Origin of the sequence: Streptomyces coeruleoprunus, from assembly GCF_039542925.1 — a bacterium.
Lineage (GTDB): Bacteria > Actinomycetota > Actinomycetes > Streptomycetales > Streptomycetaceae > Streptomyces > Streptomyces coeruleoprunus.
In genome coordinates, this window is record NZ_BAABIT010000001.1 from 4,767,498 (window position 1) to 4,782,462 (window position 14,965).

The following is a 14,965-nucleotide window of genomic DNA, read 5'->3' on the forward strand; positions in this document are numbered from 1 at the left end:
TTGACGCCATGTCGCGATCCGGTCGCCCTCGGTGATCGCTCCACGGGTGTGCCAGGATGGCATTCGACCGGCTTGTCCAGTGCACCCAAGGGGGAGTGGATGTACGGCAGTTGCACCGGGCGTGCCCGTACGGGCGTGGCCCTGGCGGGGGCGCTGACCGCGCTGCTGGCGGCGGCGGGCTGCGGCGCGCCGGACAGCGGCGAGGGCGTGCGCACCGGGCCGCGGCCGCCCGGCGGAAACGTGGCGTTCTGGGTCAACCCGGACGGCAACGCCGCCCGGCAGCTGGCCGGTTACGAGACCCGGGGCGAGCAGCGGAACGCCGAGCTGATCCGGAAGATAGCCTCCCAGCCGGTCGGCGAGTGGGTGGGCTCCGACCGGCCGGAGGAGGAGACCCGGCGCCTCACCGAGGCCGCGGCCCGCTCGGGGCGGGACGCGCTGCTCGTCCTCTACAACATCCCGCACCGCGACTGCGGCCAGCACTCCGCGGGCGGCGCCCCGGACGGCGACGCCTACCGGGCCTGGATCGAGGGCGTCGCCCGGGGCATCGGCGACCGGCGGGCGACGGTCGTCCTGGAGCCGGACGCGGTGATGCACATGGTCGACAGCTGCACCGAGCAGCAGTACCACGAGGAGCGGTACGCGCTGCTGGCCGGCGCGGTCGAGCGGCTGAAGCGGCTGCCGAACGTCCGCGTGTACCTGGACGCGGGCAACGCCGGCTGGGGCAGGCCCGACCAGATCCACGAGCCGCTCCGGCGCGCCGGGATCGCGAAGGCCGACGGCTTCGCGGTGAACGTGTCCAACTTCCAGACGACGGCCGCCAGCAAGGAGTACGGGAAGAAGGTCTCCGCGAAGGCCGGCGGCAGGCACTTCGTCATCGACACCAGCCGCAACGGCAACGGCCCCTACACCGAGGGCGATCCGGCCGAGAACTGGTGCAACCCGCCGGGCCGCGCCCTGGGCGAACGCCCCACGACGCGGACCGGCGACCCGCTCGTCGACGCCTACCTGTGGATCAAGCGCCCCGGCGAGTCCGACGGCGACTGCAAGGGCGGCCCCAAGGCGGGCGAGTGGTACCCCGCCTACGCCCTGGAACTGGCCCGCAACGCCCGCTGAGAGCGGGCCCGGTGGAGGTGCCGCCAGGCAGGCGGGGCTTCGCGGCCCGACCTACGGCACCTCCACCCACACCGCCTCCGACGGCGTGCCCCGGTCGTCCGTGACGAACAGCATGTACCAGCCGGACGGCACCAGCGCCCGGTTCGCGGGCACCGTGACCCGGATGCCCTTCGCCGTGCGGGTCAGGTTCAGGGCGATCGACCGCTGGTCGACGTCCGTGACGTGCGTGACCGCGCTCGGCCGCATCAGCTTCGCCGTACGGATCCTCGCCGCGTCCGCCGTGACGTACTCGCCGGTGGCGCCGCGCCGGATCGCCTTGGGTCCGTGGCGGAGGACCGGCCGGCCCTCGCGGTACAGATAGGGCGGGCTGTACAGCTCTATGCGCTGCTCGAAGATGCCCGGCCGGGTGTTGTCCTTGTCGGCGAACAGCGAGTCCGAGCCGAAGATCATGACCCGGCCGTCGGGCAGCAGCACCGAACCCGAGTGGTAATTGCGCCCGACCCTCGGGTCGGCGACCCGCTGGTAGGTGCCGCTCCTCGGGTCGTACGTACGGGCCTGGAGGATGTTGGAGGCGCTGCGGCCCCGGTAGTCCTCCGAGCCGCCGGTGACGAACACGGTGTCGTCGGGCAGCAGCGACGCGCTCGGGTAGCGGGTGCCCTTGTCGAGCGCCGGGCCGTCCTTGAAGCGGGGCGCGGGGTCCTTCAGGTCGACGAGGCGGGACTTCTCGCTGGACTCCTGGGACTCGCCGACCCCGCCGCCGCCGATGACCATGAACCGCTGGTCCTGGGCGGGCGGCAGCATGACGGTGGCGGAGGTCTCCATCCTGTCGGGGTCGCTGAGCCCGGGGACCTTCTGGAAGGTGTTCCGCTCCAGGTCCCAGATGCCGGGGTCCCGGCCGACGTCGGCGGGCCCGTACCCGGCGTTGGAGCCGGAGTAGAAGAGCTTGCCGTCGTCCATGAGGAAGATCGCCGGGTACGTGGGGAAGCGCCGTTCGATCCCCGTGTACGTCCACTTCTTGGTCTTCGGGTCGTAGATCTCGTCCTTGCCGGGGACGATCTGCCCGATCTCGTCGAGCCCTGACAGCGCGAGGACCCGGCCGTCCTTCAGGGTGGTGAGCGTGGGGTACCAGCGCGCCTCGTTCATCGGGTCGACCTTCACGTACCGCTCGGCGACCGGGTCGAACTCGAAGGCGTCCTTGATGCCCTGGAAGTCCTTCTTGTCGAGGGCGAGTTTCTGCGCCATCCCGTAGACGTTGCGGGCGTCGGTGCCCTTCATGCCGTGCACCCGGTAGTTGTCCTCGGTGCCGGTCTCGTACTCCTTGCCGGACTTCTCGGCCTCGACGTAGATCCGGCCGAGGCCGGCCTCGGTGCGCAGGAAACGGCCCGTCTTCTTGTCGAAGACCTTCTTGGCACGCTCGACGACGACCGGGTCCTTCGACACGAAGGTCTTGCCGTTGGCCTTGCCGGTGAACCGTGTGCCGGCGGGCAGGGTGATCGGCTTGTCGGGGTCCTCGTTGTGGACGATCATCAGGCCGCCCGCCTTGGTGACGTCGCCCTCCAGCTTCTCGTACCGCTTCGTACCGCCCGCGACCAGCAGCTTCCCGTCGGGGAGCTGGGTGTGGCCGGCGCAGAACATGTCCTTGGGGGTGGGGATCTTCTTGAAGGCGCCCGTCTTCGGATCCCACAGGACGGACTCGAACCGCTGCGCGTCGAAGTTCTTCTGGTTGTTCCCCGAGCCCGCGATGAGGAGCACCTTGCCGGTGTGCAGGAGCGCCACGTGGATGGCGTTGACCCGGAACTCGGCGGGCACGTCGAGGAAGTCCCAGTGGCCGTTCTCCGCCTTGTACTCCGGCCGGTTGATCGCGTACTCGTGGTACTGCGCGGTGCCGAACCGGTACAGGGCCGGTCCGTTGAACCCGGCGACGGCGGCCACCACCGCCGTGCCGATCAGCAGGCGCCGGGCCCGGTTCCTGCGGTGGTTCGGCCGGACGGGCAGGGTGCTCATTTCTTACGTCCCCCCAAGACGATCTGCAGGGTCTGTTCGCTCTCCGGCGCCCAGCCGGGCCTGGGCCGCGGGGCGTGGTCGGCGCCCCGGACCGGAATCGGTGCCACGGGCGGCACGGGGGTGCGCCCGCGCGCCCGCTGCTGCTTCTCCGCGCGGACGGTGAGGCGCCAGGCGAGGATCGGCGCCGCCGTGATCAGCAGGGCCAGCGAGGCCCAGGTGATCATCGCCGGGTGGTCGTGGCCGTTGAAGAAGGAGGCCACGAGGGACCCGCCGAAGACGACGAGGAAGAAGAGGTGGATCCGGAACGTCCCGAAGAACGTGTCCGGGCTGGACGAGTCGCCCTTGGGCGTCACCACGAAGGAGCTCTTGCGGCGCAGGACCGCGTCCAGCAAGGAGCGGGCGTAGATGGGCGCCGACAGCGCGGACATCACCATGCCGGCCAGGCCGCCGGAGCCCTCGGGCTCGTGCGGTGAGACGTTGTGGCGGCGGTTCCAGATGTAGAGGCCGATCTGGAGCGCCGAGGCGTTGCCGTACAGCATCATCCAGATGACCGGGTCGATCTGCACGCCCGAGGCGCCCATGCCCAGGAACAGCGCGCAGCTCAGCGCCGCGAGGATCCAGTTCAGCGCGGACATCGGGTAGAAGATGATCATCATCGTGTAGTTGAAGAGCTTGCCGGGCGGCAGCGTGCCCCAGCCCTTCCAGTACTGCTTGAGGATCGTCTCGTACGTGCCCCGCGACCACCGCAGCTGCTGCGTGAAGAAGTCCGTCCAGGCGGTCGGGCCCTCGCCGACGGCCAGCACGTCCGGGGTGTAGACGGAGCGCCACTTGTTGCCGGTGGCGGGGTTGCGGTGGCGGTGGATCTCGAAGCCGGTCGCCATGTCCTCGGTGATCGAGTCGTACAGGCCGCCGATCTGCTTGAGCGCGCTGATCCGTACGGCGTTGGACGTGCCGACGAACATGGGCGCGCCGTAGCGGTTGCCGGCCCGCTGGATCAGGGCGTGGAACAGGAACTGCTGCGACTCGGCGGCCTTGGTGACGAACGTGTCGTAGTTGCCGTACACCTGGGGGCCGATGACGAAGCCGACGTCCGGGTCGCGGAAGTAGCCGAGCATCCGCTCCAGGTAGTTGGGGAGCGGCACGTGGTCGGTGTCGACGGAGGCGAAGAAGTCGTAGTGGTCGCCGTGCGCCTCCAGCCAGGCGTTGTAGTTGCCGTGCTTGGTCTTGGCGCGGTGGGGGCCCGCGGGCCGGTTCCACTTGGCGACGCCCTTGCGCGAGAAGTGGTGCACGCCGAGCCGGGCGCACACCTCCTTGACGGCCGGGTCGTCGCCCTCGTCCAGCAGCCAGACGTGCATCAGCCCGCGGTGCCGGATGCGGACGGCCGCCTCCAGGGTCTTCGTCACCATCTCCAGCGGCTCCTTGCCGGGCACGAAGGAGGTGAGGAAGGCGACCCGGGTGCCGGACTCCGGGACGACGGGGACGGGGTCGCGGGCGACGAGCGTCGCGTGCGCGTTCGACAGCACGTTCATGGTGCGGAACAGCTCGATCAGCCCGATGGACACGAGCATGACGACGTCGAGCGCCAGCAGCAGGTCGTTGTCGAGGTTCGGGTCGCGCTCGGTCCAGTGCCGGGGCTGCATCAGCCAGACGAACAGCCCGAGCGAGACCAGCGGGGCGGCGCCCAGCAGCAGCGCGGCCCTGATCCGGTGCGGCTCCTGCGACAGCAGCGAGCGGTACTGGACCCGGTACGGCTTCACGGGGTCGGGTTCGGTGAGCGGGCCGGCGAGCCGGCTGTAGTGCTCGTAGTCGTAGCGGGGCAGCGGTGTGGGCTGCACCGGGCGCGCCCTGGCCGAGCCGGCCCGGGGCTGTGCCGGTGGCCGCGGCCGTGCGGTCCGGGAGGCCGCGTCGTGGTCGTGCTGTCCGCCGGTCGGCGTCGACGTCATCAGTCATCCCCCCGCACGCATGCCGGCCGCGTGTTGGTCGTGGTCGTTCAAGGCCGCCGGCTCACCGCCCTGTGAGACAGGCAAAGACGATGTTCCGGTTGCATGCGCCGCCCCCCTGGTGTCCGACTGGCCGAACAGTGCCCCCACCGCGCCCCGCCATGAACGAGGCCAGGCCCCTCTTGTACCTGGCCCGGCCGATCCGCACCCATGCTGTTTCGGAGTCGATCACATGGATGTTCAATGTGGCCGGACCTGACGGGCTGCGTGCACGAAAACGACCGAGGCCCCCTCACGCTCGGTGAGGGGGCCTCGGCCTGCTGTGCGCCGCCAGGGACTCGAACCCCGGACCCGCTGATTAAGAGTCAGCTGCTCTAACCAACTGAGCTAGCGGCGCCTGCTGACCTGCATAACTCTACCCGACGCCGGAGGGTGCTCCTGACCGCCGGGGGCCGGGCCGCCGAGATTTTCCGCCCCGATGTGGATGTCGGATGGTCGTTTTTTTCCTTTCAACCGTCAAAATGCGTTATGTCGGGACAGTTGCGAAACTGGCGCCCGTGCATCGCCACGGAAAGAACTCGCCGAGTGTGGAGGGGAACCGTATGGCCGTTCCGGTCTTCGAGGAGTACGAGCCCGCCGCGGACTGTCCGTGCCCCGGCTGCGCCCGGCGGCGGCGGGAACTCGCGCTCAGACCGGCCGTGCGGGCCGGCGGCCACCCGGCCGCCCACGGCGCACGCCGCGCCCTCGTGCTGGTCACCGCCGCGGGCGTGGTCCTCGGCGGCGGCGCGGCCGCGGGGGCCGCCGCGCCGCCGGCCGGCCCGTTCCACCCGGCGGGCCACGGCACGGGCGACCCGGACACCGGTAACCCGCAGGGAGGCGCGGGCGGGCTGCACGGCCGCCCGCACGCCGGCCCGACGGCGGGTCAGGTCTCGACCGCCTCGCTGCCCAGGAGGACCCGGGCCGACATCATCAACCGGGCGAAGATCTGGCTGCGCGAGAAGGTCCCGTACTCGATGGAGAAGTACTGGACGGACGGCTACCGGCAGGACTGCTCCGGCTATGTGTCCATGGCCTGGGGCCTGCCCGGCAACGAGTGGACCGGCAGCCTCGCCCGGTACGGCACCCGGATCGCCCGCGACGACCTCGCGCCCGGCGACATCCTGCTCTTCCACAACCCCGCCGACCCGACGAAGGGCTCCCACGTCACGATCTTCGGCGGCTGGACCGACTACCGGCACACCCACTACATCGCCTACGAGCAGAGCAAGCCCCGGACCCGCAAGCAGCCCACCCCCATGGCGTACTGGGCCAATTCGTCCCGGTACATCCCCTATCGCTACAACGGCCTCGTCACCGAGCACACCCCCTCGGACGGCGCCCCGGGCGGCAAGGCCTCCGCGACGGCCTTCCCCGGAGGCGGCCACTTCGGCCCCGGGGCGCACAACGCGTACGTCACCCGGCTCGGGCACTTGCTCGTCGAGCGCGGCGGCGGCCGCTTCTACGCGTCGGGACCCGGGCCCCGGTGGGGCGACGCCGACCGGCGGGCGACCCAGGCGTTCCAGCGGGCGCAGGGCTGGCGCGGCAGCGAGGCGAACGGCCTGCCGGGGCCGCACACCTGGCGGCTGCTGGTGCGGGGCGAGGGCCGCGACATCGCGGGCGGCACCAGCCGCTCGGCGGCGGTGCCGCGCTACCCCGGCCGGGGCCACTTCCGGCCCGGCCGGTCGAACACATACGTCGAGATGCTGGGCCGCCGGCTGGTGAAGCTCGGCTTCGGCAGGCACTACACGACGGGCCCCTCCCCGCGCTGGGGGGAGGCCGACCGGCGCAACGTCCAGGACTTCCAGCGGGCACAGGGCTGGCGCGGCGGAGCCGCGGACGGCCATCCGGGCCCCGAGACATGGAGGCGGCTCTTCCGATGACCGAGCACGACGACGAGGTGGGAACCATGACCACGGCGACACCGGGGGCGGAAGGCGCGGCCACGGGCCGACGCGTCCCCCTGATCGGCAACGAGACGACCGGCCCGATCCCGGTCCACCTACTGTTCCGCGACGAGACCCCACCACCGGCGGAGGAGCCGGCCCACCCGGCGGATCCAGCGCGATCGTCCGATCCGGCGGCCGCGACTGCTCCGGCTGGTCCGGCTGGTCCGGTGGCTTCGGCCGGCCCGGCGGATCCGGCGGCACCGGCCGGTCGGGCGGCATGGGGAAGCCCGGTCGATCCCGCGGCGCCGGCCGGTCGGGCGGCATGGGCAGGCGCGGCCGGTCCGGCGGATCCGGCGCCTGCGGCAGGTCCGCCGGCATCGGCGGGTGCGGCGGCGGCATCGGCCGGTCCGTCGGCCGCCGCCCGTACGGCTCCGTCGGCCTACCCGGCGGCCACGGCCGGCCGGGCGGCGTGGGCGGGCCCGGCCGGTACGACCGACGCGGCGGCCGCGCCCGGTCGGGCGGAACCGGCTGCCGCGGCGGCGGCCCCCTATCCCACTCCGTCGGCCGAGCGGGCCAACGGGGCCCCGACGGCGTCGGGCACGACGGGCGCGACCGGTTCCGTCGCGTCGACGGGGATCTGGGCGCCGATGCCTTGGGACCTGCCGGACGACCCCGGATCGCCCGTGGCCCCCGCTCCCACGTCGGAGGCCGGACCCACGCTCACCCCCGCGGCACCGGCGCCCCCGGCCGCGTCGGGCCGCCCGGGCCCTGAACCGCTCGATGGACCGGCGGTACGCGACGAGATCGACGACCTGCCCTGGAACCTCGACAGAGGCAGGGACTTGGGCGGCGAAGCGCCGTGGGACCTCATGGGTGCGCGCAGCGCCGGCACTCCACGGAACAGCAGCGGTGCGCGACACGCGGACGGCGCCCGCGGCACCGATCAGACCCGGGCCGCTCCCGGGGAGCGGGCCACCCGTCGTGGCCAGACCGATGCGTCACCGCGGAACGTCAGCAGCGCGGCGGATCCCGGCGTGGACCGCGTTCCGGAGGCCGAACGACCCGACGGCCGCGGCGAGACGGGCGTGTCGGCGCGGAACGTCAGCAGCGCGGTGGATCTCGGCGTGGACCGGTTCTCGGAAGGTCGGCAGCCCGTCGGCGGTGACCAGGTGGGTGCTTCGGCGCGAAGCGTCAGCACTGCGGCTGATCTCGGTGTGGGTCAGGGCTCGGAGTGGGCTCGGGTGGCGCAGGGGGAGCAGGCTGCCCGCTGTGACGAGGGGGACGCGTCGGCGCGGAACGCCAGCAGCGCGGCGGATCCCGGTGTGGACCGGTTCTCGGAAGGTCGGCAGCCTGCCGGTGGTGACGAGGTGGGTGCTTCGGCGCGGAGCGTCAGCGCTGCGGCGGATCTCGGTGTGGGTCAGGGCTCGGAGTGGGCTCGGGTGGCGCACGGGGAGCAGGCTGCCCGCCGTGACGAGAGGGACGCGTCGGCGCGGAACGCCAGCAGCGCGGTGGATCTCGGCGTGGACCGGTTCTCGGAAGGTCGGCAGCCTGCCGGTGGTGACGAGGTGGGTGCTTCGGCGCGGAGCGTCAGCGCTGCGGCTGATCTCGGTGTGGGTCAGGGCTCGGAGTGGGCTCGGGTGGCGCAGGGGGAGCAGGCTGCCCGCCGTGACGAGAGGGACGCGTCGGCGCGGAACGTCAGCGGCGCGGTGGATCTCGGCCTGGGCCGAGTCCCGGAGGGGCAGCAGGCCGTGCGCCCCGACCAGGCCGGTACGCCGCCGCACACGGGTGGGGAACAGGCCGCTCGTCCCGACCGGACGGGTGCGTCGCCGCAGAACGTCAGCGGTGCGGTGGGGGAGTGGGCCGCCGGCCGTGACCAGGCGGACCCGTCCTCGCACGTTCTCAGCAGTGCCGCTGATCTCGACATGGGCCGTGATCACGACCTGGACCGGGTGGCCGACGGGGAACGGGCCGTCCGTCGTGACGGCGACGGCGCGCTGCCGCGCAACCTCGGCGGCATCCGGGATCTCAGGGGCGCCCGGCACCTCGACCTGAGCCGGGGCCGTGGCTCCGGCGGCGAGCAGCAGGCCGACCGCCCGGACCCGAAGCCGGCCCCCGGGCGCAAGCGGGGCCGGCGGCACGCCGGGGTGTCGGGCGACAAGCAGGTGCGGCCCGCGCCGGCGACCGATCTTCAGCTGACCGAGCGGCCCGGCGCCGTACTGCCCGGCTGGGCCGGCCTGCTGGCCGGATGCGCCGCGATCGTCGTGTGCGCGGTGGTGGTCTGGTGGGCGGGTGCCGTGCCGGAGCCGGTGATGGAGGCCCTGGGCCTGCCGTTCCACCCGTACTCGGGGCTGGCCATCGGGCCGTCCCTGCTGCTGGCGCTGGGCATGCTGCTGGGGGTCTTCGCCTTCGGTGGTGTCATGCGGGGCCGGGTCGGCTTCGCCTGGGTGCTCAGCCTGTTCGGCGACTACCGCGGCACGGTGCGGCGGACCGGCCTGGTGTGGGTGAGCCCGCTCCTGATGCGCCGGCGGATCGACGTACGGCTGCGGCACTGGCGCAGTGAGCCGCTGCCCGTGGTCGACGCGAACGGCACGGCCCTGCGGGCCGTGGTGCTGGTGGTGTGGCGGATCAAGGACACCGCGCAGGCGGCGCTCGCGGTGGCGGACCACGAGCGGTACCTGCGCGAGCAGGTGGAGGCGGCGCTGGCCCGGGTCCTGTCGCAGCTGCCGGCGGACGCCTTCCAGGAGGACGGGCCGACCCTGCGGAACGCCGAGGCCGTGGGGGAGGCGCTGACGGGGATGGTGTCCGCGGAGTGCGCACCGGTCGGGATCGAGGTCTTCTCGGCCCAGCCGGTCCTCATCGAGTACGCGCCGGAGATCGCGGCCGCGATGCAGCGGCGGAGGGTCGCGGCGATCGACGCCAAGCACCGGGACGCGGTCCTCGGCACGGTCGTGGACGCCGTGGACGACATGGTCCACCGGCTGACCACGCGTGGTCTGGTCGAGCTGGACGACTACGACCGCAAGGCGCTGGTCAAGGACCTGACGGTGGCCTTCTACACGGGGCGGAACGGTCCGGCCGAAGGCGCGTGATTGGTATGGACATGCTCAACTAGCGTCCATACATTGGAGCTTGGTCTAGACCGCCACAGGCACTACTGCGCGCGTGCAGCACGGGTCAAGGAACTCCCCCACGTCCTCTCGGAGCGACAGCATGCGAAAGAAGATAGCCACGGCGTTGGTGGCCCTCGGGGTCGCCGGTGCGTCGGTGCTCGCCACCGGCACCGCCGGCAGCCACGGGTACACCGACGCCCCGATCAGCCGGCAGAAGCTCTGCGCCAACGGCACGGTGACGGGCTGCGGCGCCATCCAGTGGGAGCCGCAGTCGGTCGAGGGCCCCAAGGGCTTCCCGTCCGGCGGCCCCGCCGACGGCACGATCTGCGCGGGCGGCAACAGCAGGTTCGCGGAGCTGGACAACCCGCGCGGCGGCGCCTGGCCGACGACCCGCCTGTCGGGCGGCCAGAGCTACACGTTCCGCTGGCAGTTCACCGCCCCGCACCGCACCACCGACTTCAAGTACTACATCACCCGCAACGGGTGGGACCCGACCAGGCCGCTCACCCGCGCGGCCCTGGACTCCCAGCCGTTCCTGACCGTGCCGTACGGCGGCCAGCAGCCGCCCTACACGCTCACGCACCAGGGCACCGTCCCGAGCGGCAAGACGGGCCGGCACCTGATCCTCGCGGTCTGGACCGTCCATGACACGAGCAACGCGTTCTACGCCTGCTCGGACGTCCAGTTCTGATCCCGCTCCGGCCGGCGCGCGGCGGCCCTGAGCCGGGACCGCCGTAGCCGGTGACCGCATACGAAGAAGCCCCCCGCTTCCGCGAGGGGCTTCTTCCGTCTGTGCGCCGCCAGGGACTCGAACCCCGGACCCGCTGATTAAGAGTCAGCTGCTCTAACCAACTGAGCTAGCGGCGCCCGCTGACAGAAGTAATACTACCTGGTCCCGAGGGGTGCTCCTGACCACCACCGTGATCAGGAGCGATCACCCGCTCAGAGCGCCAGCGAGAGCACCACCGGAGCCGCCCTGCGGTTCAGCGCGTCGGCCGCCGCCCGCAGCCGGTGGGCGTGCTCGATCGGCAGCGACAGCGCCAGGCAGCCCACCGACGACCCGGCCGTCAGCGGCACCGCCGCGCAGACCGTGCCCACCGCGTACTCCTGGAGGTCGAGGACCGGGACGGTCGGCGGCTGGCTGTCCAGCTTGGAGAAGAGCACTCTCTCGCTGGTGATCGTCCGCGAGGTGAGCCGGGCGATCTTGTGCCGGGACAGGTGGTCGCGGCGGCCGTTCTGGTCCAGCTGGGTCAGCAGGCACTTGCCGACCGCGCTGGCGTGCGCCGCCGAGCGGAAGTCGACCCACTCGTTGACCTTCGGGGTGTGCGGCCCGTCAGCCATCTGCGTGATCTTGACCTCGCCGTCGATGTACCGGCTGATGTACACGGCGGCGCCCACCGTGTCCCGCAGGTCGCTCAGTGTCTCCTGGAGCTTCGCCTCCAGGGCCTCGCGGCGCGTGGCGCCCGAGCCCAGGAGGATCAGCGAGTCGCCGACGACGTAGGCGCCGTCGGCGACCTGCTCCACGTATCCCTCGCGGCGGAGCATCCGCAGCAGTGAGGTGAGGTGTCCGGTCGGCAACCCGGTCTCGCGCGCGAGCTGGACATCGGTGACTCCGCCGCCGTGCCGGGACACCGTTTCGAGAACGCGCAGGGCGTATTGCACCGAGTGGAACGGCGCGGTCGGCTCGGGCTTAAGCGCCACGGTTTCCCCCTACCAGGTTGTGACCGCATGCTTCCGTACCACGATAACCGCCAAAGGCCGTTTCCGGGGCGCCTGTTGACAAGAATGCCTTGCGCCCCAGGCGCATACGCTGCGGCGCGACCGTCTGGCATATGCCAGGGACACAACACCGCCAAGGAGGACGAGGTCAGAGCACTGCGCCGAGGAACTCGCGCGTACGTTCGTGCTCCGGCTCCGAGAAGATTTTCCCCGGGGAACCGGCCTCGATCACCCTGCCGGAGTCGAACATGAGCACCTCGTCCGAGATGTCCCTGGCGAAATTCATCTCATGGGTGACGCACAGCATCGTGATGTCCGTCGACCGCGCGATGTCGCGCAGCACGTCGAGCACCCCCGCCACCAGCTCCGGGTCGAGCGCCGACGTGACCTCGTCCAGCAGCAGCACCTTCGGCCGCATCGCCAGTGCCCGGGCGATCGCCACGCGCTGCTGCTGACCTCCGGAGAGCTGGGACGGCCGCGCGTCGGCCCGGTCGGCGAGCCCCACCAGGTCGAGCAGGTCCCGCGCCCGCTCCACGGCCTCGTCGCGGCCGAGTCCGAGGACCTTGACCGGGGCCTCGGTGATGTTGCGCAGCACGGACATGTTCGGGAAGAGGTTGAACTGCTGGAAGACCATGCCGATCTGTTTGCGGACCTCGCGCCGCTGTTTCTCGTCGGCGGGGAAGAGCCGTCCGCCGTTGACGTCGATGGTGCCGCGGTCGGGCTTCTCCAGCGTCATCAGCATCCGCAGGATCGTGGTCTTCCCCGAGCCGGACGGGCCGATGAGCGTGACGTGCTTGCCGGCGTCGACCGAGAAGCAGAGGTTCTCCAGGACGGTGGTGCCGCCGAACCGTTTGCTGACGTTCGTGAAGCGGATGAGTCCGGTGGTCCCGGCGGTGCTCTCGGGGCTGCTTTCCGGGGTGCTTTCAGTGCGCAAGGCGGCGCTCCAGGGCTCGTACGAGAAGGGAAGCCGGATAGGCGATGAGGACGAAGGCGACGCCGACGACGGTCAGCGGCTCGGTGTACTGGAAGGTGGCGGCGCTCTCCAGCCGGGACTGCTGCAGCAGCTCCAGGACGCTGATCGCCGCCAGCAGCGGGGTGTCCTTCAGCATGGCGATCACGTAGTTGCCCAGGGCCGGGGCGGTACGCCGCAGCGCCTGCGGCAGGACCACCGCCAGCCAGGTGCGGTGCGCGGGCAGGCTGAGCGCCGTGGCCGCCTCCCACTGCCCGGCCGGCACGGCGTCGATGCCGGCCCGGTAGACCTGCGCGGTGTACGTCGAGTAGTGCAGCCCGATCGCCAGCGTGCCGGTGGTGAACGCGGAGAACTGCACGCCCCACTCCGGCAGCACGAAGAACAGGAAGAACAGCTGCACCAGCAGCGGGGTGGTGCGGATGAACTCGGTCACGGCGTTCACGGGCCACCGCACCAGCCGGCTCGGCGCCCGGAACGCGGCCGCCCACACCAGGCCAAGCGAGAACGCGATCAGCGAGCCGAGGAACAGCACCTGGAGGGTGACCAGCAGCCCGTCGGCGAAGCGCGGCAGGAAGTCCACGACGGCGGACCAGTCCCAGCTCATGCCGCCACCCCCAGGTTCGCCTTGGCCCTGCGCTCCAGCGCCTTCATGGAGCGGGTGAGCACGAACGCGATCACGAAGTAGACGACCAGCACGACCGAGTAGATCCGGGCGCTGTCCTGGGTGGCCAGCCGCACCAGGTACGCGGCGAACGACACGTCGCCGATGCCGAGCAGCGACACCAGGGCGGTGCCCTTCAGCAGCTCCACCAGCAGGTTGCAGAAGGACGGGATCATCTCCGGCACCGCCTGCGGCAGCAGCACCAGCCGCATCCGCTGCCAGGGAGTGAAGCCGAGCGCGACCGTCGCCTCCCGCTGGGCCGGGGCCACGGCGTTGAGCGCGCCGCGCACGATCTCGGCGCCGTACGCCCCGTACGACAGACCCAGCGCCAGCACCGCGGCCCACAGGGGCACCAGCTGCCAGCCGAGCAGCGGGGGCACCACGAAGAACAGCCAGAACATCAGCACCAGGGCCGAGGTCCCGCGGAAGACCTCCGTGTAGAAGCCGGCCAGGAAGCGGACCGTACGGGAGCGGTGCGTACGGGCCATGCCGACGGAGAAGGCGACCAGCGCGCCCAGGGCGGCGCTCAGGACGAGCAGCCGGAGGGTGGTCCCGATGCCCGGCAGGACCCAGTTCTGCCAGAGTCCGGCGGTCATCGGCACAGCTCCTCGGCGGTGAGGGTGGTCATCTCGGACGCGGCGAAGCCGAAGCGCCGCAGGATGCGGAACAGCTCGCCGCTGGCCTTCATGCGGTGGATCTCGGCGTTGAAGGCGTCCCGCAGGCCGCGGTCGGTGCGGCGGAAGGCGAAGGCGCCGCCGTCGATCTTCCGCTCGCCGTCGACGACCGCGGCGAAGGGCTTCGTCGCCTCCGCCCGGCTGCTTCCCCGGACCACCGCGCGGGTGGTGAGCGCCGTCCCGGCGAAGGCGTCGACGCGGCCGGACTCGACCGCGTTCAGGCCGGCGACCTGGTCCTGGAGAATGACCAGCTCCTTCTCGGGGTACCCGGCGGCCACGGCGTAGCCGATCTCCGCGTAGCCGGCGCCCGTGGCGAGGCGTGCCCCCGTGCGCACCACGTCCTCGTAGGACCGCAGGCCCTTGGGGTTGCCCCTGCGCACGATGAAGGAGTCGAGCATCTGGTACTCGGGATCGGAGAACAGGACCTGCCGGCAGCGGTCCTTGTTGATGTACATACCGGCGGACACCACGTCGAACTGCTGGGAGTTGAGGCCGGGGATGAGGGAGGCGAAGTCCGTGGCGACCGGCTGGACGCGGTCCACACCGAGGCGACGGAAGACGACCTTGGCGAGTTCGGGCGCCTCGCCCGTGAACGCGCCCTGGTCGTCGACGTATCCGTAGGGCACCTCGCCCGCGATGCCGAGGCGCACCGTGCGCTGGGATCTGAGCCGTGCGAGGGAGTCCCCGGACGGGACCCGCGCACAGCCGGCGGAACCCAGGGCGCCCGCGGCGCCGGCCGCGGCGGTGCCGAGGAGCAGGGAGCGCCGTCGTATGGGGCGCCTGGGCGCTGTTTCTCTGTGACGAGCGGTACGAGCCATGGGCGCGCGGCTACCCGAACCGCTCCCGGGT

Annotated in this window: 11 protein-coding genes and 2 tRNA genes; 4 read left to right on the forward strand and 9 right to left on the reverse strand. The window is 71.8% G+C overall.

What is annotated here, in order from left to right; genetic code table 11:
* Positions 1–99: 99 nt before the first annotated feature.
* Positions 100–1,113: a glycoside hydrolase family 6 protein gene (locus ABEB09_RS21370; protein ID WP_345694025.1), complete on the forward strand. Its 1,014-nt coding sequence runs from the start codon at positions 100–102 to the stop codon at positions 1,111–1,113.
* A 51-nt stretch (positions 1,114–1,164) separates the two neighbouring features.
* Here ABEB09_RS21370 and glxA read toward each other — a convergent pair whose 3' ends face one another.
* The 3 genes from glxA to ABEB09_RS21385 all read right to left on the reverse strand — a co-directional run bounded on the left by glxA (position 1,165) and on the right by ABEB09_RS21385 (position 5,454).
* Positions 1,165–3,117 (reverse strand): radical copper oxidase GlxA, encoded by a 1,953-nt coding sequence (glxA, locus tag ABEB09_RS21375; protein WP_345691522.1) that lies wholly within the window; start codon positions 3,115–3,117, stop codon positions 1,165–1,167.
* Positions 3,114–5,060, reverse strand: coding sequence for a glycosyltransferase family 2 protein (locus ABEB09_RS21380; protein WP_345691523.1), 1,947 nt, complete (start codon positions 5,058–5,060; stop codon positions 3,114–3,116). Before ABEB09_RS21380 ends, glxA begins: the two co-directional genes overlap by 4 nt.
* Positions 5,061–5,380: 320 nt before the next feature.
* Positions 5,381–5,454 (reverse strand) — tRNA-Lys (locus ABEB09_RS21385).
* A 205-nt stretch (positions 5,455–5,659) separates the two neighbouring features.
* On the opposite strand from ABEB09_RS21385, the gene ABEB09_RS21390 reads away from it, so the two are divergent.
* The 3 genes from ABEB09_RS21390 (at position 5,660) to ABEB09_RS21400 (ending at position 10,783) form a co-directional block, all read left to right on the forward strand.
* Positions 5,660–6,976 (forward strand): peptidoglycan-binding protein, encoded by a 1,317-nt coding sequence (locus ABEB09_RS21390; protein WP_345691524.1) that lies wholly within the window; start codon positions 5,660–5,662, stop codon positions 6,974–6,976.
* Positions 6,977–8,619: 1,643 nt separating this feature from the next.
* Positions 8,620–10,071, forward strand: coding sequence for an SPFH domain-containing protein (locus ABEB09_RS21395; protein ID WP_345691525.1), 1,452 nt, complete (start codon positions 8,620–8,622; stop codon positions 10,069–10,071).
* A 121-nt stretch (positions 10,072–10,192) separates the two neighbouring features.
* Entirely contained in the window at positions 10,193–10,783 is a 591-nt protein-coding gene (locus ABEB09_RS21400) for a lytic polysaccharide monooxygenase auxiliary activity family 9 protein (RefSeq protein WP_345691526.1), read from the forward strand.
* 102 nt (positions 10,784–10,885) lie between these two features.
* On the opposite strand, the gene ABEB09_RS21405 is transcribed toward ABEB09_RS21400, so the two are convergent.
* From ABEB09_RS21405 to ehuB, 6 genes are all read right to left on the reverse strand, one after another.
* A tRNA-Lys gene (locus tag ABEB09_RS21405) sits at positions 10,886–10,959 on the reverse strand.
* A gap of 75 nt (positions 10,960–11,034) precedes the next feature.
* Positions 11,035–11,793 carry an IclR family transcriptional regulator gene (locus tag ABEB09_RS21410; protein ID WP_345691527.1) on the reverse strand — a complete coding sequence of 253 codons (759 nt, stop codon included), beginning with the start codon at positions 11,791–11,793 and terminating at the stop codon, positions 11,035–11,037.
* A gap of 166 nt (positions 11,794–11,959) precedes the next feature.
* A complete protein-coding gene (gene ehuA / locus ABEB09_RS21415) occupies positions 11,960–12,745 on the reverse strand; it encodes an ectoine/hydroxyectoine ABC transporter ATP-binding protein EhuA (RefSeq protein ID WP_380841871.1) in 786 nt (261 codons plus the stop codon).
* On the reverse strand, positions 12,735–13,385 hold the full coding sequence (ehuD, locus tag ABEB09_RS21420) for an ectoine/hydroxyectoine ABC transporter permease subunit EhuD (RefSeq protein WP_345691528.1): 651 nt from the start codon (positions 13,383–13,385) through the stop codon (positions 12,735–12,737). The genes ehuA and ehuD overlap by 11 nt, the downstream gene beginning before the upstream one ends.
* Positions 13,382–14,038, reverse strand: a complete 657-nt coding sequence (ehuC, locus tag ABEB09_RS21425; RefSeq protein ID WP_345691529.1) for an ectoine/hydroxyectoine ABC transporter permease subunit EhuC — start codon at positions 14,036–14,038, stop codon at positions 13,382–13,384. Before ehuC ends, ehuD begins: the two co-directional genes overlap by 4 nt.
* On the reverse strand, positions 14,035–14,934 hold the full coding sequence (ehuB, locus tag ABEB09_RS21430; protein WP_345691530.1) for an ectoine/hydroxyectoine ABC transporter substrate-binding protein EhuB: 900 nt from the start codon (positions 14,932–14,934) through the stop codon (positions 14,035–14,037). The genes ehuC and ehuB overlap by 4 nt, the downstream gene beginning before the upstream one ends.
* Between the last annotated feature and the right edge of the window lie 31 nt (positions 14,935–14,965).